Origin of the sequence: Mangrovicoccus sp. HB161399 (genome assembly GCF_013184745.1) — a bacterium.
In the GTDB taxonomy this organism is placed as follows: Bacteria; Pseudomonadota; Alphaproteobacteria; order Rhodobacterales; family Rhodobacteraceae; genus Mangrovicoccus.
The window spans coordinates 13,255-35,678 of the sequence record NZ_JAATVU010000040.1 but is presented as its reverse complement, the minus strand read 5'-3'; the positions used below and the strand labels follow the sequence as shown (position 1 = coordinate 35,678).

The 22,424-nt window shown below is 70.0% G+C and carries 23 protein-coding genes; 4 read left to right on the top strand and 19 right to left on the bottom strand.

Annotated features, from left to right (window positions below; all coding sequences use genetic code 11):
• Positions 1-118: 118 nt before the first annotated feature.
• Entirely contained in the window at positions 119-1,723 is a 1,605-nt protein-coding gene (locus HCC78_RS20080; RefSeq protein WP_172330579.1) for an FAD/NAD(P)-binding protein, read from the top strand.
• 93 nt (positions 1,724-1,816) lie between these two features.
• On the top strand, positions 1,817-2,017 hold the full coding sequence (locus tag HCC78_RS20075) for a CsbD family protein (RefSeq protein WP_172330578.1): 201 nt from the start codon (positions 1,817-1,819) through the stop codon (positions 2,015-2,017).
• 283 nt (positions 2,018-2,300) lie between these two features.
• Here the strand turns inward: HCC78_RS20075 and HCC78_RS20070 are convergent, their stop codons facing one another.
• The 15 genes from HCC78_RS20070 to HCC78_RS20000 all read right to left on the bottom strand — a co-directional run bounded on the left by HCC78_RS20070 (position 2,301) and on the right by HCC78_RS20000 (position 17,012).
• Positions 2,301-3,029, bottom strand: a complete 729-nt coding sequence (locus HCC78_RS20070; RefSeq protein WP_172330577.1) for a hypothetical protein — start codon at positions 3,027-3,029, stop codon at positions 2,301-2,303.
• Positions 3,030-3,153: 124 nt separating this feature from the next.
• Positions 3,154-4,074: a YihY/virulence factor BrkB family protein gene (locus HCC78_RS20065; protein WP_172330576.1), complete on the bottom strand. Its 921-nt coding sequence runs from the start codon at positions 4,072-4,074 to the stop codon at positions 3,154-3,156.
• Position 4,075: 1 nt separating this feature from the next.
• Positions 4,076-4,267, bottom strand: coding sequence for a PLD nuclease N-terminal domain-containing protein (locus HCC78_RS20060; protein ID WP_172330575.1), 192 nt, complete (start codon positions 4,265-4,267; stop codon positions 4,076-4,078).
• 42 nt (positions 4,268-4,309) lie between these two features.
• Positions 4,310-4,522 (bottom strand): DUF2945 domain-containing protein, encoded by a 213-nt coding sequence (locus HCC78_RS20055; RefSeq protein ID WP_172330574.1) that lies wholly within the window; start codon positions 4,520-4,522, stop codon positions 4,310-4,312.
• A complete protein-coding gene (locus HCC78_RS20050) occupies positions 4,522-5,163 on the bottom strand; it encodes a DUF3618 domain-containing protein (protein WP_172330573.1) in 642 nt (213 codons plus the stop codon). Before HCC78_RS20050 ends, HCC78_RS20055 begins: the two co-directional genes overlap by 1 nt.
• 23 nt (positions 5,164-5,186) lie before the next feature.
• Positions 5,187-5,552, bottom strand: a complete 366-nt coding sequence (locus tag HCC78_RS20045; protein WP_172330572.1) for a phage holin family protein — start codon at positions 5,550-5,552, stop codon at positions 5,187-5,189.
• Positions 5,553-5,560: 8 nt separating this feature from the next.
• Positions 5,561-6,451, bottom strand: coding sequence for an alpha/beta fold hydrolase (locus HCC78_RS20040; protein WP_172330571.1), 891 nt, complete (start codon positions 6,449-6,451; stop codon positions 5,561-5,563).
• An 81-nt stretch (positions 6,452-6,532) separates the two neighbouring features.
• On the bottom strand, positions 6,533-7,759 hold the full coding sequence (locus HCC78_RS20035; RefSeq protein ID WP_172330570.1) for a PRC-barrel domain-containing protein: 1,227 nt from the start codon (positions 7,757-7,759) through the stop codon (positions 6,533-6,535).
• A gap of 145 nt (positions 7,760-7,904) precedes the next feature.
• Entirely contained in the window at positions 7,905-9,512 is a 1,608-nt protein-coding gene (locus HCC78_RS20030) for a phospholipase D-like domain-containing protein (protein WP_172330569.1), read from the bottom strand.
• A 4-nt stretch (positions 9,513-9,516) separates the two neighbouring features.
• Positions 9,517-11,019 (bottom strand): glucosylglycerol-phosphate synthase, encoded by a 1,503-nt coding sequence (ggpS, locus tag HCC78_RS20025; protein WP_172330568.1) that lies wholly within the window; start codon positions 11,017-11,019, stop codon positions 9,517-9,519.
• A complete protein-coding gene (locus tag HCC78_RS20020) occupies positions 11,009-11,809 on the bottom strand; it encodes an HAD-IIB family hydrolase (protein WP_172330567.1) in 801 nt (266 codons plus the stop codon). Before HCC78_RS20020 ends, ggpS begins: the two co-directional genes overlap by 11 nt.
• Positions 11,809-12,924: an NAD(P)H-dependent glycerol-3-phosphate dehydrogenase gene (locus HCC78_RS20015; protein WP_172330566.1), complete on the bottom strand. Its 1,116-nt coding sequence runs from the start codon at positions 12,922-12,924 to the stop codon at positions 11,809-11,811. Before HCC78_RS20015 ends, HCC78_RS20020 begins: the two co-directional genes overlap by 1 nt.
• A gap of 247 nt (positions 12,925-13,171) precedes the next feature.
• Entirely contained in the window at positions 13,172-14,251 is a 1,080-nt protein-coding gene (locus HCC78_RS20010; protein ID WP_172330565.1) for a lysine-2,3-aminomutase-like protein, read from the bottom strand.
• Positions 14,252-14,383: 132 nt separating this feature from the next.
• Complete coding sequence (locus HCC78_RS20005; protein ID WP_172330564.1) at positions 14,384-16,549, bottom strand: xanthine dehydrogenase family protein molybdopterin-binding subunit; 2,166 nt, start codon at positions 16,547-16,549, stop codon at positions 14,384-14,386.
• Between the two features lies 1 nt (position 16,550).
• Positions 16,551-17,012 (bottom strand): (2Fe-2S)-binding protein, encoded by a 462-nt coding sequence (locus HCC78_RS20000; RefSeq protein ID WP_172330563.1) that lies wholly within the window; start codon positions 17,010-17,012, stop codon positions 16,551-16,553.
• A gap of 225 nt (positions 17,013-17,237) precedes the next feature.
• Between HCC78_RS20000 and HCC78_RS19995 the strand changes: the two genes are divergently transcribed.
• Positions 17,238-18,290 (top strand): AraC family transcriptional regulator, encoded by a 1,053-nt coding sequence (locus HCC78_RS19995; RefSeq protein ID WP_172330562.1) that lies wholly within the window; start codon positions 17,238-17,240, stop codon positions 18,288-18,290.
• Here HCC78_RS19995 and HCC78_RS19990 read toward each other — a convergent pair.
• Complete coding sequence (locus HCC78_RS19990) at positions 18,240-18,809, bottom strand: NTP transferase domain-containing protein (protein WP_172330561.1); 570 nt, start codon at positions 18,807-18,809, stop codon at positions 18,240-18,242. The two genes, HCC78_RS19995 and HCC78_RS19990, sit on opposite strands and share 51 nt — an antisense overlap.
• A gap of 165 nt (positions 18,810-18,974) precedes the next feature.
• On the opposite strand from HCC78_RS19990, the gene HCC78_RS19985 reads away from it, so the two are divergent.
• Positions 18,975-19,673, top strand: a complete 699-nt coding sequence (locus HCC78_RS19985; RefSeq protein WP_216671235.1) for a fumarylacetoacetate hydrolase family protein — start codon at positions 18,975-18,977, stop codon at positions 19,671-19,673.
• Between the two features lie 6 nt (positions 19,674-19,679).
• Here the strand turns inward: HCC78_RS19985 and HCC78_RS19980 are convergent, their stop codons facing one another.
• From HCC78_RS19980 to HCC78_RS19970, 3 genes are all read right to left on the bottom strand, one after another.
• Positions 19,680-21,605: a hypothetical protein gene (locus HCC78_RS19980; protein ID WP_172330559.1), complete on the bottom strand. Its 1,926-nt coding sequence runs from the start codon at positions 21,603-21,605 to the stop codon at positions 19,680-19,682.
• A 66-nt stretch (positions 21,606-21,671) separates the two neighbouring features.
• Complete coding sequence (locus HCC78_RS19975; protein WP_371743869.1) at positions 21,672-22,079, bottom strand: hypothetical protein; 408 nt, start codon at positions 22,077-22,079, stop codon at positions 21,672-21,674.
• A complete protein-coding gene (locus HCC78_RS19970; RefSeq protein WP_172330558.1) occupies positions 22,076-22,369 on the bottom strand; it encodes a hypothetical protein in 294 nt (97 codons plus the stop codon). Before HCC78_RS19970 ends, HCC78_RS19975 begins: the two co-directional genes overlap by 4 nt.
• Positions 22,370-22,424 lie beyond the last annotated feature (55 nt).

Sequence of the window (22,424 nt, the reverse complement as noted above, 5' to 3'; positions counted from 1 at the left end):
TCGAACATCTCCGTTGTGAAATTCTGGTGATATATTTGTAAAGATAATTCTTGACACATCCGAGGCATTCCCGCCTGAATGCCTGCGACTTGTGCAGATTCCCGAGATGAGGCTTGGTATGGGTGAGACGCGTGTTCTCGAAACCGGATGGACGGTGGAAACCCCGGATTTCAACGGCTTGCGCGAGCGCCTGATCGCGATGACGGCCCTGGATCATGAAGGCCTCCGGACCGGGCTGCGCCCGAAATTCGACCTTCTGCCCCTGCCCGATTGCGAGGCGCGGCTCGCCGCCCTGACCGCACGCGTGCATCACGATCTGGAGGTCCTGCTCTATCCCAAGGACCAATGGGTGATCCCGCGCGCGGCCCCTTCGGGCGAGCATCTCTATGACGTGGTGATCGTCGGCGGCGGCCAATGCGGGCTGTCGGTCGGGCACGGACTGCTGCAGGAGAAGGTCGGCAATTTCCTGATCCTCGACCGCGCGCCGAAGGGCCGCGAGGGCCCCTGGATCACCTATTCGCGGATGTGGACGCTGCGCTCGCCCAAGCATGTCGGAGGGCCGGAGCTTGGCATGCCCTCGCTTGCCGGGCGCAGCTGGTTCGAGGCGGTCTATGGCGAGGAGGGCTGGGAGGCGCTCGACAAATGGCCGCGCCAGCTCTGGCACGCCTATTTGGAATGGTTCCGCGCGGCACTGAGCCTGCCGGTCAGGAACGAGGCCGATGCCGCGGGCTTCGAGGACGAGAACGGCCTTGTCCGCGTGCGGCTGGCGGACGGGGACAGCGTGCTGGCGCGCAAGGTGGTGCTTGCCACCGGGATCGAGGGCATGGGCGACTGGTACGTGCCGGATTTCGTGCGGCAGAATCTGCCCGTCTCGGCCTATACGCTCTGCACCGACGATGTCGACAGCCTGGATTGGAGCGGCCGGGACATCGCCGTGCTGGGTGCCGGGGCAACCGCCTGGGACCGCGCAGCGGATCTGCTGGAACTCGGCGCCGGGGCAGTCACGCTCTTCATGCGGCGCAAGCAGGTGCTCAGTTCCAACGCCTTCCGCTACCTGGAGAAGTCAGGCTATCTCCGCCATTTCGCCTCGATGACCGACGAGGAGAAATGGCGCTGGATCCAGACGATCTTCACCTACGGCCAGCCGCCGACTCAGGACGGCGTCGACCGCTGCGCCGCCTTCGATGCCTTCGCGCTGCATCCCGGCGCCACCTGGACCGGGGCGCGGATGATCGGCGACAAGGTCGAGATCACCGCCAGCGACGGCACGGTGCATCTCTTCGACCATGTCTTCATCGGCTGCGGCTTCTCCATCGACGCGCATAACAGGCCGGAGCTGCGTCCCTTCGCCGGCAACATCCTGCTGTGGAAGGACGTGTACCAGCCGCCCGAGGGGCTGCCCGATACCTGGCTGATCACCTACCCGTACCTGACCCGCGACCTGCGCTTCCGCGAGAAAGTCGAGGGGCAGACGCCGGTGCTGAACAACATCTACTGCTTCAACTACGGCGCGACCGTGACGAACGCGCATTCCGGCGCCTCCCTGTCTGGCCTGCGCTACGGACTGCCGCCCTTGATCCACGGGCTGACCCATGCACTGTGGATGGAGGACGAGCCGGTGCATTTCGAGATCACCCGCGACTGGGACGCGGTGGATACCGACCCGGCGGTGCTCGACTCCCACACCTGGCGCCCGGCGGCGGACCGCGGCTTCGGCACCTGAGCGCGCTCGCGGCACCTGACGAAACCGTGCGTCCCGGAACGCAGCGGCCCTTTCCGCGTTGTCTCCCCGAAGCAGCCAGAAAAGGAGAGACCCATGAACTGGGATATCGTTGAAGGCAACTGGGGCCAATGGAAGGGCAAGGTCATGCAGGAGTGGGGCAAGCTCACCGAAGATGACGTGACCCGCGCCAAGGGCGACCGCGAGGAGCTCAAGGGCATCCTTCAGGAGAAATACGGCCTGGCCAAGGACGAGGCCGAAACCAAGATCGACGAGTTCCTGAAGAAGGCGTCCTGACCGGACACCCCTTCCCCAAGATGCGGAAAAGCCGCGCGGAACCTGCCGTTCCGCGCGGCTTTCTTCTGCCGGGGCGCGCCGCCGGAACGACATCCGCCCTGGACCGGAGGCCAGGGCGGAACAGGCACGGGGGAGAAGCGTGAGACCAGCGGCAGGGCAGGCTTTCGGGGGACACCGCATGCCCTCCGCCGGGATCACGCCCTGCCAACCCCGGCCCGGCCGGAAAAGTTCCCCGCAATCTGCGGAAAAATTTCCTGGCCCCGGTCATTCCGGACCCGGCGGATCAGGCGGCGCTGATATCCGCCGACAGCTTGGGCGCGGGATGGCGGCTGGGCAGGAAGCGCACGCCTTCCAGCGCGGCATCGAACAGCCGGTCGGGCTGTGGCGTCAGATAGCCCGGCAGCAGCGTCTTCACGATCCGGTCGACCCCGGTCAGGAACTGCACCGTCGCCTCGGGCGAGGCCTCGCGGTCGCGCACCAGCGCCAGGTAGCCGCCCAGGTGCGATTCCATCCAGTCGCGCAGGGCAATCGGGCTGGCGCCGCGCGGCAGGTCCTTCTGGAGGTCGCGGTCGATGACCACCAGCCCCCCGTCGAAGCAGGCGACGTGATAGCTCCCGGCCCGGTTGCCGGTGGCGCGGCAGGCTTCGGTCGCCCCGGCGCGGATGCCGGCCAGCTGCGGACCATTGCCGAAGACCGCGAAGCCGACGCCGCCGGCCGCGCGCCGCATCGGCAGCGGCGCCTCCGCCACCGGGCTGCAGACCACGCGCATCCGCGACGGCGCGACCAGATCGGCATCGAGATACCAGGCGATCATGTCGGTGCCGAACTCGACCGTGCTGCTGCCCGGGCGGAGCTCAACCTCGGCACTGGTGCCGACGGCGATCGGGCCCTGCACCGATGCCTCGCCCATCAGCTCGCGCATCACCGCCGTCACCGCGGCCGTGTAGATGCCGTGGTGATAGAGCGGCAGATGGGCATTCTGCATGCGCATGAGCGGATTGGTGTTCGGCATCGGGGCTCTTCCGGCGTTGTCGCAATTGAGACGTATTCGTCACCAAATTGAGTACCAGAAGATTAAAATGCCTCCGAACCGTTTCGGGTTAAATGGTTGACGCGGCCCGTGGCCCCGGCGGCGCTCATTTCACGGGCAGATAGGTGTCGGCCGCCTCCGCGCCGCGCTCGCCGATCGGCCGCGGCCGCCCGACGGTGCTGTCCTCCCTCGTGTGGCGCTCCAGCTCGGCATTGACCGCCGCGCCGAGCAGCACCACCAGCGCCGAGATGAAGAACCACATCAGCAGCGCGATCACCGCGCCGAGCGAGCCGTAGACCTCGTTGTAGGAGGCGAAGCGCTCCAGGTAGACGGTGAAGCCGACCGAGGCGACGGCCCAGACCGCAGTGGCCAGCAGCGCGCCGGGGCTCAGCCAGGGCACGCGGGCCGCACGGCGGTTCGGCGCGATCCGGTAGATGATGCCCAGCGACAGCACGATCAGCCCGATCGCCACCAGCCACTTGGCCGCCCGCACTGCCATCTCGGCAAGGAAGCCGATCGGGATGAAGGCGAGGATCACCGGCAGCACGACCAGCAGCGCCAGAACGGAGGCGGTGAGCACCAGGAGCATCACCGTCAGCATCAGCGACACGGCGATGTCGCCGAAGCCGCTGCGGTTCTTCTCGCCGTAGACCGCGTTCAGCCCGCGGGTCATCGCCCCCACCCCGGCCTTCGCCGACCAGAGCGCCAAGACCAGGGACACTGCGCCCGCCCAGCTCAACGCCGAGGGCGGCGCATTGACCAGCGCGGCTACCTGGCCCGCGATCAGCTCGTAGGCGGTCTGCGGCGCCAGCTGCGACAGCAGCGAAAGCTGCGCCTCGATCTCCACCGGATCGGCGAAGACCCCCCAGACCGACACCAGCGCCGTGATCGCCGGGAACAGCGACAGCAGGCTGTAGAAGGCCACGCCGGCCGCGATCAGCGACAGGTTCCGCTCGTCGATCTGCCCGAAGGCGCCCTTCAGCGACGCCTTCCAGACATCGCGGGGGTAATGCGGCAGCAGCCCCATCTCAGACCGTGCCCCGGGTCCCGCGCGGTCCGGCGAAGAGCCAGACGAGGAAGCCGATCAGCGGCAGGATTAGAATGAACAGCACCCAGAGCACCTTCTTGCCGGTGGTGGCCGGGGACTGCAGCACGGAAACGATGGCCCAGACGTCGAGGACCAGCAGGATGAGGGCGCCGAGGCCCGATACTTCCATCATGGGAAAGTTCCTTTCGCGGATTGCCCCCGAGCGGCGGCGGCCTCAGCCGCGGTCCAGCTCGGAGACGGATTTCAGCACCCGGTCGCCGTCTTCCTGCTCGATCAGGAAGGCCGACTCCTCCTCGGATGCCCTGCGCTTCACCTGGGTGCCCTTGATCTCGCGGGTCACGTCCCCGGTGAAGCGCTGGATGACATGGCCCGCGCCCGTGCCCTGGCCCCAGGACCAGGTCACGCGGTCGCCGATCCCGATCTGCATCAGTGGCGGCCGTTCGGGCGGAGCGCCTCCTTGGCGCCTTCGGGCATCTTCTCGCCCATCTCGTCCATCGCCTTGGCCAGATCCTCGGCGATGTCCTCCATTCGCTCCTCGGCGCTGCCGCCGCCGTCCTTGCCGCGCAGGGCCTTTGCCGCCGCGCCGATGGCGAGCACGCCGAGACCGTAGACCAAAGGACCGCGAACCGCCCGCATCCGCTCCTTGCGGCGCTCGGCCTTGCGGCGCTCCTCGGCGTCGCGCTGCAGCTCCAGCGCCTCCAGCCTGGCCTTCAGCACCTTGACCAGGGACTCGGTGTCCTTGTCGTCGATCCCCAGCGCATCTTCGGCGCGGTGGCGGAAGCGCTGGAACCGGGTCTCGGGCTCGGGCTTCGACAGGAGCTTGGAGGCGCCCCAGATCGCCAGCGCGGCGCCCGCGCCGATCGCCGCCGCCTTGCCCGGATTGGCCCGCGCCGCCTTGACGGCGTAGCTGCCGGCATCCTTGCCGTAATGCGAGGCCAGAGTCGCCGCCTCGGCCCAGAGATTGCCCTGGCCCAGCCGCTCGCCGAGCTGCTCAAGCGTGTCGGCCAGCGCCTCGCGCTGCTTCCTGATCTCGCGTTCCAGTTCTTCCGGCGTCAGTCCCTTGGCCATGGTCAGTCCTCCTTGATAGGGGATCAGAAGCGGCGTCCGTGCCGCCGGTCCCGTCCAGATTTGAAGCCTATGGAGCGCAGAAGCAGCGCCCCGCCGATCAGGCAGGCCAGCGCGGCCGTGCCGAGCCCCCCTGCCACCGCGCCGGTCGCGGCGGTCGGATCCCAACCGTCGTCCACCAGCAGCTGCACGGCCGCGCTGGCCGCGAAATTCATTGCCGTCAGTCCCAGCACGGCGGCGAAGACCGCCAGCACCACGGCGATCACAACATGCCTCAGCGCCCGCTCGATCTCGGCCTTCACCAGGTCGAGCTCGCCATGCAGGATGCCCATGCCCTGCCGGATCAGCGTGCCGATCAGCCCGGTGTCGTCCTTTTCGTTCCCGTCTTCCATCTGCGTCCTCACATCGCCTGCGCGCGCCCGGACGCGGCCGCCCGCAGCGGCAGCCCCCCCGGATCGCGTGCCGCGGCGCCATGGCGGTCGCGCCAGGCCAGGAAGGCCCGCTCGAAAGCCAGAGGCGTTTCCAGCATCGGCAGATGGCCGCTTTTCAGCACGGCCGCCGAGGCTTTCGGCGCAGAGGAGATCAGCTGCAGCTGATGGCGCGGCCGGACAACCGGGTCGCGGTCGCAGATGATAGCATGGACCGGGCGGTCGAGGGCATGCAGATCCGCCGCCATGTCCTGGCCGCCGATCCAGCTGCCGAAACGGTAGAGCTGGCCGGGACGGCTGGCGGCCAGATCGGCCCGCACCCCGTCGAACAGCTCCAGCCGCGGATCGGGCCGGGCGGTCACCTGGCGCACGCCCGCGCGGAAGCCCGCGGGATCGGCCAGCCAGCGCGAGACCAGCCAGCGGAAGCTGATCCGGCCGATGCCCGGCAGCCGCACCAGCGCGCCCTGCAGGCCGCGCCCCGCCACCGCCCCGGAAAAGAGCGGCGCCACCGCGCAGATGTCGGACACCAGATGCGGCGCCCGCCGTGCCAGCGCCAGCGCGGCCATCGCGCCGGTGGAATGGCCGACGAGCCGCCAGGGCTCGCCCGGGCGCAGCCGCTCCAGCAGCTCCGCATAGCCGTCGAGGAAGGCGTCGCCCTCCAGCGCCATTTCCAGATCGGCATCGCTGCCCTTCCACGGCGCATGGCCCGGAAGCGGCAGCGCCACCGCCATCCGTCCCTCCCAAAGCCGCGGCGGCAGCGCCTGCCACAGCGCGGCGCTTTCGAGGAAGCCGTGCAGCAGCGCGACCGGCGCGTGGCGGCCGGGCGTTGCGGAAAGCTGGATATGGGGCAGGAAGGCGGTCATCTTGTCGGCCTGTCGGCTGGGTCCCGGAGGAAAGGGCGGGCGGCCCCGGGGAAGGAACCGCCCACGGGGGGCACGGGGCCGTTACCCCTCGTATTCCGGCATCTGCATCAGCTCGTCCTTGGTCGCATTGACCTGGATGCGCAGCTCGTCGCCGCCATTGAGCTTCTCGATGTTCATCTGGTCGAAGCCCAGCTCGACGCGCTTCTCGCCCAGGCCGAGGAAGCCGCCGACATCGACGATCGCCTTGTCGGCCTGGCCGTCGGCACTCATCGCGATCTCGTGGATCTCGCCGATGCGCTTGTCGTTCAGGTCATAGATGCGCGCGCCGGTCAGCTGCTCGGTCGTCAGCTCGCCGACATCCGCCGTCACGTAGTCGCCATCGGGCATGTCGGTCGCCTCGTCGGCGGCCTGCGCCATGTCCTGCCCGGCATCCTGCATCTCGGCGCCCGCCGTGGCGGCAGCGCCGGCAACCGCGTCGCCTGCATTGTCCAGCGCCTCGCCGGTTGCCTCGACGGCATTCCCGGCCGCATCGGCCGTCGCATCGGCGGCGTTCTCCGCGGCATTGGCGGTGGCCTCGGCAGCATTCTCGATGCCTTCGCCGGCATTGTCAGCCGCGGCGGCAGCCTTGTCGCCCGCCTCGTCCATCGCGGCATCGGCCTGCGCGGCCTTCTCCTCGGTCCACTCGGCGGTATCCGAGGCAGCCTCACTCAGTTCCCGGCCTGCCGGGGCCACGGCCGCGGTGCCGTCGGCAGCATCGGGCAGCGCCGAGACATTGGCATCGGCCGCATCGAGACCGGCAGTCTCTTCGGGATCCTCGTAGGCCGGGGCGTTCTCCAGCGTCTCGCGGGTCGAGTCGAAGACGATGAACCAGTCATCGGCATCCTTGCCGTCCGGCATGAACTGCAGCTTGTCCATCGAGATGGCGACTTCCTTCTCGCCGATCCCGAGGAAGCCGCCGACATCGACGAGGATTGCCTCGACTTCGCCGTCCTGGCTCATCAGCACGTCGCCGATCTCGCCCACGTCCGAATAGTTGTCGCGCGGGTCGGCCGGCGTGCCGGCATCGGCCGCGACCTGGTCGGCCGCGGGATCCTCGGTGCCCGTGCCCTCGACCGGCATGTCGGCGGCGGCGGTCTCTTCGCGGTCCGGATCCTGCGCATAGACGCGGGCGCCGATGAACTGCGAGGCGCGGACCTCCTGGCCCGTCGGGTTGTAGGCAAAACCGCTCATCTCGTCGGCCGTCTGTGCCGAAAGCGGCGCGGCCAGGACAAGCGCGAGTGCGGTCGAAGCGACGGTGAACTTGGTCATCTCTCTCTCCCAGATTTCCCGATCGTCGTCTTGCGATCGGAGGGGAAACCGGATTAGGGTGATGAAAGTTCCCGTGTAGTTGTTTGAAATAATTCGTCTTTCGGCGGGAACCCGCCGGGGGTGGCGCGCGTTGCGCGCGCCGCGATCAGACGGCTTCCTCGGGGAAACCCGGCACTTCCACAGCGAAATCATCGGCCTGCGCCCACGGGTAGGGCATGGCAAAGCCCTTGCGGTCCTGCGGCGCGCGCGCGGCATTGGCCCGGGCCCGCGCCCGCCAGGCATCGGCCCGCCAGCGGAAGGCGTCGCCATGGGCGGAGAAGGCACCGCCGATCCAGTGGCGCATGCAGCGGTCGCGCAGCTCCGCGACCTCCTCCGGCCGCCTCAGCGCGACCCCGGCCTCGGTATCCCAGCGCAGCGACCGGCCGTTGAGATTGGCCGAGGAGACGATCCCCACCGCATCGTCGAAGACCGAGACCTTTGCATGGACATAGACCTGCGGCGCGCCCTTCACGGTGTCGCGCTCGCCGTCGGGATCGGGCGCGGCGGCGCGCGGCTGCACCGGGCAGACCGCATAGGCGCGCCGGCCATAGGCCTTGCCCAGCATCTTCAGGCAGCGCACCTGAAGCGCCTCGGCATGGCGCATGCCGATCCCGTGGTCGCTGTTGAAGGCAACGTCCTCCGGCGCGGCGGGCAGCACCACGACCAGCTGCAGCTCCGGGACCTCCCTGCCCCGCCGGGCCAGCGCGCGGGCCAGCCGCGTGTCGCGCAGGAACTGCGTCTCCAGGTAGATCATCCGCTCGGCGCGCGAGATCGCCTCCAGATGCACGTCGTTCAGCTCGGCAACCAGGGTGCGCGGCCCGAAGAACGGCAGCGGCATCTTCCGCGCCGCGGAGAGCGTGCGCAGCAGCTCCCTGCCCGGCACCGGCGCCTGGCGTCCGGCGGTCTCGTCGAGGAAGCGGTCCAGATGGGCCTGCGCCTCCTGCACCACCGGCCCTTCCATCAGCACCTGCACGTCGTGCCAGGTATCGGCGGCCGCGCGGCGGTGCTCCGGCGTGTCCCAGCGGCGCTCGTCGAGATCGAGCCCGCCGATATAGAGAAGCGACCGGTCGAAGACCGCGAGCTTCTGGTGATGCGTGGCGGGCAGCACATCGGGCAGGATCAGCCGCTTGACCCTCAGCTTGCCGCCGCGTTCCTCGAGGTGCTGCGCGATGCCCGGACTTTCCTCCAACGCTGCCTGCCGCTCCGCAGGCGCCATGCCGTTCAGCGCCGCGGCATGTTCCGACAGGTGCTTGCGGATCACCGGCAGCAGCGCCAGCCGCGGCAGCAGGCCCATCCGCGCCGGATGCGGCGCCAGCCGCACGGTCAGCCGGCCCGCCCCCCCGGGCAGCCCGCTGCGGAGCCGCTCTAAGGCGCGGGCATGGGCATTGGCCATGCGGTGCAGCTCGGGCCGGGCGATGGCATCGAAATCCGACAGGACCAGCGTGACATGCACGCCCTTGCCCAGCACATGCGCCACCAGATCGGCCCAGGTCTTTCCGGCCGCCCGCGCCCGCTCGCCGCGCAGCTGCGTGGCGGGATCGAAGACCCGGAAGGAGGCGTGGATCTCGCGCCGTGCAGAGAGGAAGGCCTCCTCCAGCGCGGGATAGGCCTCCGACGCGGTCAGGCACAGCTGCCGGAGACGCGTCTCTCGGGCGGGCGCCGGAAGGCTGCCCGGGTCAAGCGCCTCCGGGGCGCGCGCGGCTAGGGCGTCCATGCGCTCAGCTGGCCCCGGCCATTTCGAGCGCCGCGCCGAAACCGTCGAAGCTGCGCATCTGCTCGGCGGCCCAAGCCTCTACGCTGTGGCGGTGGGTCGCCGCGCGCAGCGAGGCCATGCGGTGGCGCCGCGTCTCCTCGTCCATCGCCAGCGCCCGCTCGATCGCGGCATCCATGGAGCGGTGCGAGAACGGGTTGGTCAGGACGGCGTCCGACATCACCACCGCGGCACCGGCGAATTCCGACAGCACCAGACAGCCGTCGCCATCGGTGCGCGCCGAGGCATATTCCTCGCAGACCAGGTTCATCCCGTCCGCCAGCGGCGTGATCCAGGCCACGTCCGCCACCTTGTAGTAGGCGATCAGGTCCTTGAACGGCACCGGGTTGGAGATGAAGGCCAGCGGCTGCCATTCGAAGCTGCCGTAGAGCCCGTTGATGTGGCCTGCCAGCGATTCCAGCCCGGACTGCACCTCCTGGTAGGCAGTCATGTTGGCATTCGCCATCACCGAGACATGCATCAGCCGCACCTTGCCGCGCAGGTCGGGGCGCCGCTTCAGCAGGCGTTCATAGGCCTGGAGCTGCTCCACGCCGCCCTTGGTGTAGTCGGTCCGCCCGACCGAGAGGATCAGGCGGCAGTCGCCCAGCTCCTCGCGGATGGCGGCGACCTTGTCCTCGGTTTCCTGCGTGGCGGCCAGATCCTCGATGTAGTTCACGTTCACGCCCACCGGCGAGGTCGCCACGGTGATGTCGCGGTCGCGGTAGCGCAGGCTGTGCGGCACGCGGCGGTCGGACAGCGCCCCGCCATCGGTCATCAGGCTCTCGGGCACGTCGCGCCGCCCTGTGACCTCGACATCCAGCAGCGACTGCGCCGCGCCGACGAAGTTCTCCGCGTAGCGCGGGATGTGGAAGCCGACCACGTCGCAGGACAGCAGGCTCTGCATGATCTCCTTGCGCCAGGGCAGGACATTGAACATGTCCGCCGAGGGGAAGGGCGTGTGGTGGAAGAAGGCGATCCGCACGTCGGGGCGCAGCTTGCGCAGGTAGCCCGCGACCAGCCACAGGTTGTAGTCATGGACCCAGACGATGGCATTCGGATTGGCCTCGGCCGCGGCGGCCTCGGCGAATTTCCGGTTCACCTCCTGGAAGGTCGGCCAGTCCACGGGATCGTAGTTGTAGCGTTCCTTGAAGTTGTGGAGGATCGGCCAGAACGCCTCTTTCGAGGTGATGTGGTAGAAGCTCGACACCTGCTCCTTCGTCAGCGGCAGGCGGCTGACGCGGTACTTGCCGTAGGCGTCGTCGATCTCGATGACCTGTTCGAAGCCCGGATTCGCGGGGTCCTCCGCCTGTTTCCAGGCGATCCAGGCGCCGGTCGGCACCTTGCCGAACAGGCTCTTGAGCGTCGGCACGATCCCGTTCGGCGACTTGTTCTCGCGGTACTGGATCTTTCCGTCGACCTCGACTTCTTCGTAGGGCTGGCGGTGATAGACGATGACAAGATCACTTGGCATGGGCGGTCGCTCCCGTCGGATGCAGATCGAAATGGACGATGGCCTCGGCGATCCCGCCGCAGCCATGCTTCCGGGCATGGTGCAGCTTGGGATGGTCGCCCTTTGCCAGCGCCTCCTTGAGGGGTGCCTCGGAATTTCCGACCGCAACCGCAGGCACCCCGGCCGTCAGCAGCGAGTAATCGTTGAGCGTGTCGCCCGCGGCCAGCACGCGGCCCTCGGAAATTCCGAGATGCGCCAGCAGCCGCTTCAGCGACGGACCCTTGGAGATGCCCTTCGGCAGGACATCGAAATAGCGGTTGTCAGAGATCAGCCAGTCATGGCCCATCTCCTCCACGGCGGCCTTGGCGCCATGGTCGAACTCGCCGGCGATCAGGTCGTAGCTGACGCGGTAGCGGAACGGCGTCTGCTGCAGCTTCAGCCCCGGCCAGCCGTCCAGCCGCGCGCGGACGCTGTCGCCCGCATCGCCCCAGATCTCGGCGATCTGCTCTTCGAGTTCCTCGATCGGCTCGACCCCGGTCTCGGGCGAGACATGGGCGATGGTGGTGCCCACGTCGCCGACCGCGTAGTCCGGCCAGGGCGTGCCCTCGGCCTCGACAAGGCCCGCGATGAATTCCGGGTCGCGCCCGGTCACGAAGATCAGCCCGACGGTGTCGCGGTTCTCCTCGATCCAGTCGTAGAGCGCGCGCCGTTCCTCCGGGGTCCCGCCGAGGAAGGTGCCGTCGAGATCCGTGGCCAGGACCATCGTCTTCTCGGCAATTTCGGGCAAGGTCACTCGGTCTTGGATGGTCATCACGCCTCCAGGCTTACAGGATGGGGAATTTCGACGGACATGGCCCAAGGCTCGGCTTCGAGCGGGCTCGCCCAGAGCGCCGCGAAGCTTTCGCGCAGGTCGGCGCCCTCGTGCAGGATGCGGTAGACGGTGCCGCAGATCGGCAGGCGCAGGCCCAGGCGGCCCGCCAAGTCATGGACCGAGCGCGCGTTGCGCTCGCCCTCGACGACCATCTTCCTGCCGCCGAAGCACTGCTCGCGCGGGATGCCCTCGCCCAGCTGCAGGCCGAGGCTCATGTTGCGCGAGGTGGACGAGTTGCAGGTCAGCGTCAGGTCGCCGACGCCGCCCATGCCCAGCACCGTGTCGGTGCGGCCGCCGAGCGCCAGCGTCACCAGCTGGATCTCGCCCAGGCCGCGGGCGATCAGCGCCGCGCGGGTGTTTTCCGCGAAGCCGACGCCGGTCATCATCCCGCAGGCGATGGCGATGACGTTCTTCATCGCGCCGGCGGTCTCCAGCCCGACGAGATCGTCGGACAGGTAGGGGCGGAAGCTCTCGCAGCCCAGGGACACGGCCAGCCGCGCGGCCGGGCTGCCCTCGGGGTTGATCCGGTCGATGGTCTTGAAGTCGAAGGCCAGGGTCGCCGCGGTGTAGTCGCCGCGGGCCGCTTCGGCCGCGAAGGTCGGTCCCGAGAGCGCGCCGACCGGATGGCCGGGCAGCTCTTCCTCGACGATCGACGACATCAGCAGGCCGCTCTCGGCCTCGATGCCCTTGGCGCAGACCACGATCGGGGTCAGCCGGTGCAGCAGCGGGTTGAGCTGCCGCGCCATGTCCCGGATCGAATGCGAGGGCGTCACAAGGAAGATCGCCTCGGCATCCCTGACCGCGCCCGCAAGATCGGTATAGGCCGTGATCCCCTCGGGAAGAGGGATGCCGGGAAGATATTTCTCGTTGCGGGCGTTGTCGTTGATGTCGCGTGCCACGTCGGGGTCGCGGGCCCAGATCGTCACCTGGCGCCCTGCGCGCCGGGCGATCGCCGCGATGGCGGTGCCCCAGGAACCGCCGCCCAGGATGGCGACGCGGGAATACGGCCGTATCGCGGCCAGGCTGTCTTCCGTGGTCGGAAGGTCATGCTGCATTGGTGTCTCCTTTGCCATGCGCTAACGCTGCACTCGCGAAAGAGTTCCGGCCGGGGTGGAAGATTCCGACGGCCCCTCTACCGCGCAGACGCGGGAGCGGCCGGATATTCTGCGTGTTGCGCATGGGCCTCAGGTAAGGGCTGCTGACCCGTAGGTCAACAAATCTGCCCGCTGGCGCAGCAAATCGCGCCAGTATTTGCCCGGTATTTGTGCGGAATTTGCGCCGCAGCCCCTTTCCGGGGCGGAGTCACCCGCGATCCGGCCGTTTTTGCTGCGCCGCGGCGTGGTCTCGGTAGGCATGTTCCGCGCCGTGTCTGTCGCGCAGCAGGTAGCTGCCCTCCGCCTCGCCGAGGATCCAGCTCCGCGCCACCGGCACCTTGCCGGCGCCTCCCGGCAGGTCGAGAACGTAGGCCGGAATGCACAGGCCGGAATGGCCCTGGCGCAGGCCGTCGACGATCTCCTGCCCCTCGGCAATCGAGGTGCGGAAATGCCCGGTGCCGCGCGCCAGGTCGGCATGGTGCAGGTAATAGGGCTTCACCCGGTTCTGCACGAGCGCGCGGAACAGCCGCCCCAGAACCTCCGCCGAATTGTTGACGCCCTTCAGCAGCACCGACTGGCTCAGCAGCGGAATGCCCGCATCCGCCAGCCGCGCGATCGCCGCCCGCACCTCTGCGGTCAGCTCGTCGGGATGGTTGACATGCAGCACCACGAAGGCCGTCGGACCGGCGCGCAAGGCGGCCAGAAGCTCCTCCGTCACCAGCTCCGGCGCCACGGCCGGCACGCGGGTGTGGAAGCGCGCGACGCCGACATGGGGGATCCGCGCCAGCTCCTCCAGCACCGCCCGGATCCGCCGCGCCGACAGCGTCAGCGGATCGCCGCCCGAGAAGATCACCTCCCAGATCCGCTCCTCGCCGCGGATGTAATCGAGCGCCGCCTCCAATTCGGCACTGTCGAGCCCGCGCGCCCCAGGCCCGACCATCTCGCGGCGGAAGCAGAAGCGGCAGTAGACGGCGCAGGTCTTCAGCAGGTTCAGCAGCACCCGGTCGTCATAGCGGTGCACTACGCCCTTGACCGGAGAATGGGGCCCGTCGCCGATCGGGTCGTCCAGCTCCGCCGGGAATTCCTGCAGCTCCTCGGACGAGGGCAGGTACTGCCGCGCCACGCCGCCCTCCGGATCGCCGCCGCGGATCGCGCGCAGCACGCCCGGCGTCACCGACACCGCATAGCGCCCGGCCACCGCCGCCAGGTCCGGCGTCACCTCGGCGCCGAGCAGGCCGGCCGCCTGCAAATCCCCGAGAGAGCGTGCGCTCTTTTCCGCGGCCGCCATGCCGTCCCCTTTTCCGTCGCTGCAGAGATGCCGCCCCCGCGCCGGAGCACCGGACGGGCGGGCGGCGGACTCTAGCGCCGCGGCAGGATTCCGCAAGGCCCGCAGGGCGGCCCGCGCCGCCCCGCGCCCCGGTCAGGCGAAGCTGACCCCGTTCGAGGCCATCGGCAGCGACACCGGCAGCTCGCCCGCGGCCGCGATGGCATTCGCCAGCGCCGGCCCGGCCGGCGGCAGGCCCGGCTCGCCGATCCCCGAGGGCGCTTCGGCCGAGGCGAGGATCTCCACCTCGATCCTGCCGATATCGGTGATCCGCAGCGGCTCGTAGTCGGGGAAGTTCGACTGCACGACCTCGCCGCCCTCGAGCGTGATCTCGTCGCGCATGATCGCGCCCAGGCCGTAGCCGATGCCGCCCTCGACCTGCGCCTTGATCACGTCCGGATTCACCGCCAGCCCGCAATCGACCGCCGCCGTCACCTTCTCGATCTTCACCCCGTCCGCGGCATTGCCGGAGATCTCCGCGACCTCCGCCACGTAGGTGCCGAAGGAGAAATGCGCCGCGATCCCCTGGCTGCGCCCGGCCGCCGGGCTGCCCCAGCCGGCCTTCTCCGCGGCAGCCTTCAGCACCGCGGCCAGCCGCACCTGCTCGGGCCTGTCGCCGGGCAGGTGCGCCAGGCGGAATTCCAGCGGATCGCGCCCGACCGCCTTCGCCGCCTGGTCCATCATGGTCTCCATGACATAGGCGGTATGGGTGTTGCCGACGGACCGCCACCAAAGGATCGAGGTCGCCTTCGCCGTGTCGGTCAGCCCGGCATACATCCCCGGGATCGCATAGGGCGTGTCGGCGATGCCCTCGACCGAGCTCAGGTCGACCCCGTCCCTGACCATCACCGCCTCGAAGAGCGACCCCTTCATCAAGGGCTGCCCGGCGATCCGGTGGTCCCAGCCGACGATGTTGCCGTCGCCGTCTATCCCCACCCGCACGCGGTGCGCGAAGGCCGGGCGGTACCAGCCGCCCCTGATGTCGTCCTCGCGGGTCCAGACCAGCTTCACCGGACGGCTCTTGTCGGTCAGCGCGAAGGCCAGCGCCGCCTCCACCTGGTAGTCCGCCGCCGGGTTGCCGCGCCGCCCGAAGGAGCCGCCGGCATAGAGTGTCTCCACCCGGATCTGCGGCATCTCCAGCCCGAGGATCTTCGACAGCGCGATATGCGGCGCGGTCGGCATCTGCGCGCCGTCGAGCAGGGTGATCCCGCCATCGGCATCGGGGCGGATGGTGCAGGTCAGCGGCTCCATCGGCGCATGGGCGAGCAGCGGGAAGTAGAAGGTCTTCTCCACCACCGTCGCCGCGCCCTCGATGCCGGAGGCATCTTCCGGCTTTCCGGCCGCGTCATACTCGGCCGGCGCGTCGACCGCCGCCATCAGCTCCGCCTTGATCTCGTCCGATCCGCGGGATTCGGCCTTGGACATGTCCCATTCGACCGCGACCGCGTCGCGCGCCTGGATCGCCGCCCAGGTGTTCTCGGCGAAGACCGCGACGCCCGCGCCGTTGGCCAGCGTCCCGGCCATGGCGAAGCCCTTGATGTCCTTCGCGCCGCTGTCGTCGAAATTCGACACCACCGCGCCCATCCGCGGCGGCCGCGCGATCACCGCGACCAGCTGGTTGTCGAGCTGCACGTCCATCGCGAATTTCGCGCTGCCGTCGATCTTGGCGGGCGTGTCCTTGCGCTTCACCCCCGGCTGGCCGATCAGCACGAATTCGTCGGGGCGCTTCAGCCGCGGCTCGGCCGGGACCTCCATCGCGGCGGCGGCCGCCACGAAGCCGCCGATGCCGACCGGATCGCCATGGCCCGCGACCATGCCGTTCTCCAGCCGCAGCGCCAGCGGGTCCTCGTCCCAGGCCTGGGCGGCCGCCTGCAGGATCATCTCCCGCGCGGCGGCACCGGCCTGGCGGTACTGCATCCAGCTGTTGGCCATCGCGGTCGAGCCGCCCGTGCCCTGGAACTTGCCGAAGAACAGGTTGTTGTAGACCTCCGGATCGGAAGGCGCGAATTCGGCCTTCATCGCCTCCATCGGCACGCCCATCTCTTCGGCGATCAGCGTGGTCAGGCCCGTGGTCGTGCCCTGCCCCATCTCGAAATGCTTCACGATGGCCGTCACCGTGCCGTCGGGGTCGACCCGGACGAAGGGCGTCAGCATGCCGCCGTCATCGCCCTGCGCCATCAGGCCCTTCGGCCCCATCCCGATCACCAGCGCGCCCGCGCCTGCCGCCTTGAGGAATCCGCGGCGTGTCGTCTGCAGGGTCATCTCAGGCCTCCATGATGTCGGATGCGCGATGGATCGCGGCGCGGATGCGCTGGTAGGTGGCGCAGCGGCAGGCATTGCCTTCCATCGCCGCGTCGATGTCCTCGTCGCTGGGCTTCGGCGTCTCCGACAGCAGCCCCACCGCCGACATGATCTGGCCCGACTGGCAATAGCCGCACTGCACCACGTCGAGCTCGGCCCAGGCCGCCTGGACCGCCTGCGCGGCCTTGCCCCCGATGCCTTCGATCGTCGTGACCGAGGCGCCTTCGGCATCCTCGATGAAGGTCTGGCAGGACCGCACCGCAACCCCGTCCAGATGCACCGTGCAGGCGCCGCAGCTTGCCACGCCGCAGCCGAACTTGGTGCCGGTCAGCTTCAACTCGTCACGGATCACCCATAGCAGCGGCGTTCCCGGTTCCGCCTCGACGGTCACCGGCTTGCCGTTCAATGTCAGAGAAGTCGTCATGTCGCGCTCCACCTTTGGCTTCGGGCTCGGGGCGCGCCGGCATGGTGCCGCGGGGCGCCCCAAGGTGGTCCCTTCGGTCCCGCCATCCTGACACGGCGCACGGAATCCGCCACGCCATCCAACTTGCAGAACGCGCCAAGCTGCTAACAATTCGCGCCACAGAGCTTGCCAGACTCCCCCCGAGTGGCACTATGACGAAAACAACCATAACGGGAGGGGGAGCCCATGAGTAGAAAGTCGCTCTATCCGGTGGCGCGGATGGTCCAGATGGGGTGCGCCCTGCTGGACGTCGATCCGGCCGAGGTGCTGAGCCAGGCCGGCCTGCCGGCCGACCATCTGGAAACCGAGACCCACGGCGTGAACGCGCGCGCCTATCTGGACGCCTGGACCGCGCTGGTGGAGCTCGGCTCGGCCGGCGCGCCCGGCGCGGTGCTGGCGCTGGCCCGCGCCGCCGCCCGCCAGCCCTCGCACGCGCCGATCATCGCCTTCACCGCCAGCCGCAACATCCGCACCGGGCTGCAGCGGCTGGCCCTGTTCAAGCCGCTGGCCGCGCCCGTCCGGGTCAGCTTCGCCGATACCGGCTGCGGGCTGCGCATCGGCATCTCCATGGCCGAGCCCGACCTGGCCGCGGAACCTCATATGGGCGCCTTCGACATCGCCTTCGTGACCGAGCTCTGCCGCCACTATTCCGGCGCCCGCGTGGTGCCGAAGAAGGTGCAGATGCCGGTCGCCCCGGCCAACCGGCCGGAATACGAAGCCTGGCTCGGCTGCCCGGTCGCCACCGGTCCCGAGATCGCGCTGGAGATCTCCGCCGAGGATGCCGCGCGGCCGCTGCTGTCGCAGAATGACGACCTGCTGCGCGGCATGGAGCAGACCCTGCGCCGCCGCCTGCGCGACCGCGCGGCCGGCACCTCGATCTCGACCCGCGTCGCCTCCGCCCTGGCGGAGCTGCTGCCCTCGGGCAAGTCCGGCGCCGACGATGTCTGCGCCCAGCTCGGCCTCAGCCGCCGCAGCCTGCAGCGCCGCCTCCAGGAGGAGGGCGAGAGCTTCCGCGGCGTGCTCGACCGCACCCGCGAGACGCTGGCGCTGCAATACCTGCGCGACGGCTCGATGTCGGTGCCCGAGATCAGCTACCTGCTGGCCTACCGCGACCCGAACAGCTTCTACCGGGCGTTCCAGTCCTGGACCTCGATGACGCCCGGCGAGGCCCGCGCCCGGCTGGCGCCGCTAGCCTCGCTGCGCAGCCGCGAGGTCGCCGACAGTGTCAATGTCGCGTAGCCGTTCCGCGGGCAGCCCGACCAGCTGCCCAGGACCCAGGCCGCGCAGGATGGCCCGTGCGCCCTGATCGCCCTCCGCCGCCGCCAGCGCCGGAAACAGCGCGGCGGCAAAGGCGGCGGGCGGCATCCGCCGCGACCCGTCGGTGACGCAGGCCGCCCCCCCTCCGGCCTGCGCCGCCGCCAGCACCGCCGCCAGATCCGCCGCCGTGACGAAGGGCATGTCGCCCAGCACCACCAGAAGCCCGGCCGCCCCCTGCCCCGCGGCCCATCGCGCCGCGGCCGCCAGGCTGGCCGACTGCTCCGACCCTTCGGGCGCCTCCAGCCGGACGAAGCCCGGGAACAGCCCCGCCCGGCCCGCCGGGCACACCGCCGCCCGCGCCGCCAGCGGCACCGCGGCCAGCGCCGCCGCCGCATGCGACGCCAGCGGCCGCCCGTTCAGCCCCGCCGCCAGCTTGTCCTCCGCCCCGAAGCGCGTCGAGCGCCCCGCCGCCAGCACCGCGCCGGCCCATCCGTCCGCCATTGCCTGCCCTCCATGGTCCGGCGCCGATCCTGCCCGGCCATGCAGCGGGCGCAAGCCCCCATGCGCGGCGAAGCACCGCAACCCGCCCGGCGCCCGCTTGTGGTTTCACTCTTGCCAGCCGCGCCCAGGACACGCGGCCCCGAGACCATCCCGAAAGGACCCGCCATGCCCCAGGACCCAAGCTTCGCCGTTGCGCCGCCCGTGCCCGTCACGCTGCCCGTCGCCGGAGAGGAGGCCGTGTTCCCGATCGGGCGGATTTTCTGCATCGGCCGCAACTACGCGGCGCACGCCGCCGAGATGGGGCACGACTCCAGCCGCGAGCCGCCCTTCTTCTTCATGAAGCCCAATACGGCGATCTGCCCGCCCGGCACCGATTTCACCTATCCCCGCCATTCCTCCGACGTGCATCACGAGGTGGAGCTGGTCGCCGCAATCGGCAAGGGCGGGTCGCATATCCCGGTAGCCGACGCGCTGGCGCATGTCTGGGGCTACGGCGTCGGACTCGACATGACGCTGCGCGACATCCAGGCGACCGCCAAGTCGATGGGCCGCCCCTGGGAGACCGCCAAGGCGGTGGACGGCTCCGCCCCGGTCGGCGCGATCCATCCGGTGGCCGAGACCGGCCATCCGGTGAAGGGCCGCATCGCGCTGGCGGTTAACGGCAACCTGAAGCAGGAAGGCGACCTGGAGCAGATGATCTGGTCGATCCCCGAGATGATCGCCCATATCTCGCAGAGCTTCACCCTGCGCCCCGGCGACCTGATCATGACCGGCACGCCCTCGGGCGTCGGCCCGGTGCTGATGGGCGACCTGCTCGAGGGCACGGTCGAGGGCGTCGGCTCGGTCTCCGTCAAGGTGCGCTGAGCCCGCTCAGCTGCGGCCGGGAAGCCGCCCGGCCAGCTCCTTCGCGATCTCCGCCGCCTGGTCGGCGGGGGTGCGGACATCCTTGAACTCCACCCCGTCGGCGGCGAGCATCTCCGCCAGCCGCGCGGCCAGCCCCGCCGCCTCCCCGCTCAGCGCGCCGTGCCCCAGCTCCAGCGCGTCCGCGCGGGCATGGTAGAACCCCGCCAGCCGGGTGTTGTAGCGGTAGAGCGCCGAAAGCGTCGACAGCAGGAACAGCGTCAGGATGCCGGCCGGGGCGCCGTCGGCGACATGCTGCCAGACCGACTCCCCGCCGCCCGCCTCGCGGCGCAGCGCGATCTCCAGCAGCGCCATGGCCCGGCCGCGCTCTTCCGGCGAGGCCGCCGCCTCCGCCAGCCGCGCCGCCGCGGCGACGGCTGCGCCCTCCCCGTCGTCCGAACGCAGCGCCGCCAGCGCCAGCCGCCGCCGCTCCAGCTCCGTCTCCTCCTGCGACAGCCGCGTGACCCCGGCCCTGATCGTCTCCACGTCCAGTCCCGGCACATCCTTCAGGTCGAAGAGCATCTGCTCCATTCCGCGCGGCCCCATCTGCTCCAGCGGCAGCGCCGGCCGGTAGGGCGCCAGCAGCCGTCCGTCATCGGATCCGGCCCAGGCCCGTTCCGGCCCGCCCTCCGGCCCCGGCGGCTGCACGGCCAGCGCCGCCATGTTCCCGCGCACATTGGTCGGCACCGGGACCCAGAAGCCGCCGCCATCCTGGGTCGACAGCAGCCTGCCATCGTCGCCCGCCATCCAGCCGCGCCCGCCCTGCCCGAAGGCAATCCGGTTGAACGGACCATCGAACTGCGCCTTCAGCTGCCAGTCGGAACTCCCGGCCGGCCTGTACAGAACCGCGCCATCGGCACCGGCCGTCCAGGCCGCTCCGCCGGAATCGAAGGCCAGGGCCCGCAATCCCGACAGCATGGACGGGCGCGAAGCCGACCGGAAGCGCGGCGAGGACAGCTGCCAGCGCTTCCCGTCGCCGCTCTCTTCCGCCACTGCGTCTTCGAAGCCCGCGCTGTCCGAGCGGGACCGCCCGACCGCCATTCCGCCCGTCCCGTCTCCGAAGGCCAGGGCCCGCAGCTCGACGGCCGAACCGAAATCGACCACCGGCAGGGAACTGCGCCAGGTCGCGCCGCCGTCGCCGCTCGACTTCAGCACGCTTTCGCCCGCGATCCAGATCCGGCCATCCGGGGCGAGCCGGACATCATGCAGGTCGCGATCGATCCCCGGATCGAGGACCGCAACTGTCCCCGTGCGCGCGTCGCGGCGCAGCAGGAGGCCGCGGTCTGCAGCCAGAAGCAGGCTGTCGCCATAGTCGACCGCGTTGAAGCCCGACCGGACGATCAGCGCCGAGAAATCCGCGATGTCGATGCCCGCGTCGCGGACGGCCTCCGCGGCGGGCTCCATCGCCCGCCAACTTTCGCCGCCATCGGCCGTGAGGAAGATCTCCCCTGCCGAGGTGACGAAGGCGCCCCGGTCATGGTCGCGGAAGTCGATGTCCCGGATCGCCCCCTGCGCCCCGGTCGGCCGCGCCAGCCACACCTTCCCCATCAGGGGCGCAAAGCCTTCGCGCAGCTCCGCGACCTCGCCCTCCCAGACCACGGCGGCAGCGGAAATCGCCGCCTCCTCGCGCGCGCGGGCCGCATCGGTCGTCCTGGCCACCCAGTCCCTGTAGAGCGGCACGCCGAGGAAATAGCCGAGCCCGGCGATCACCGTCAGGAACAGCAGCACCAGGAAGACGAAGGCCCGGCGCAGCGAGGCGCGGGCGCGCTGGCGCAGCTGGAAGATCACCTCGCGGGCGGGATGGCCCTCCGGACCCCATTCGGCGCGGCGCTTGCGGGCGATCCGCGCGCGGCGGCGGCCCAGCCAGCCCAGCTTGTCCAGTTCGGTCTCCGCCACGGTTCCTCCCTCCCGTGTCCGGGAACAAGCCTGCCGCCCGCTCCCGCACCGGTCAAGCCGGGAAGATCACCGTATCGAGACCTCCAGAACGTAGCCCACCGTCCGGCCCGCGTCCCGGTCGTTGCCCATCAGGTAGACCCGCAGCACGTACTCCCCCGTCTCGGGCAGGGCCACCTCCGCGGCATTGCCGTCCTCATCCGCGGCGCCCACGAAGATCGCCACGTCGTCGCTGCCCGGCGGCAGGATGTTGAAATAGACAGAGCCGTCTCCGTTCGTGGCCTCGGCCCGGATCGTGCCGGACATGTGCTGCCCCGCCCGCGCGCCCAGCACGTAGTCCATGTATTCGTGCCCGGAGATGGTGCCCGACAGCGCCGCGCCGCTCGCGCCCGGCCCGAACTGCACCGGCGCCGACATCTGTGCCGCGGCCGGCCCCGCCGCCAGCAGCGCCGCCGCCGGGACCAGCCAGGACCTCACAGGTAGCCCTCGTCCGACATCGACTGCACCCCCGCGGTGGAGCCGTCGGCATAGGCCACGCATTGCCAGGGCACGCGGTCCGGACCGACGCCCACCCGCACCAGCGTCCCGGCCTCGGAGAATTCCGACCCCAGGAGCGCCACGTCGCCGTTGTCGGTGGTCAGGGTCACCGCCTGCAGGCAGGCCTGTTCCTGCGGGTTCGGCGCCGAGCGCGACACCTCCTCGCCCGCCGGGACCCCGGCGCAGGCGGCAAGCCCCAGCGGCAGAATGGCAGCAATGAAAGCCTTCATGGAAATTCTCCCCATCCGGCGCGCCCCGCTGGCACGCCTCCGGCGCAGCATCGGA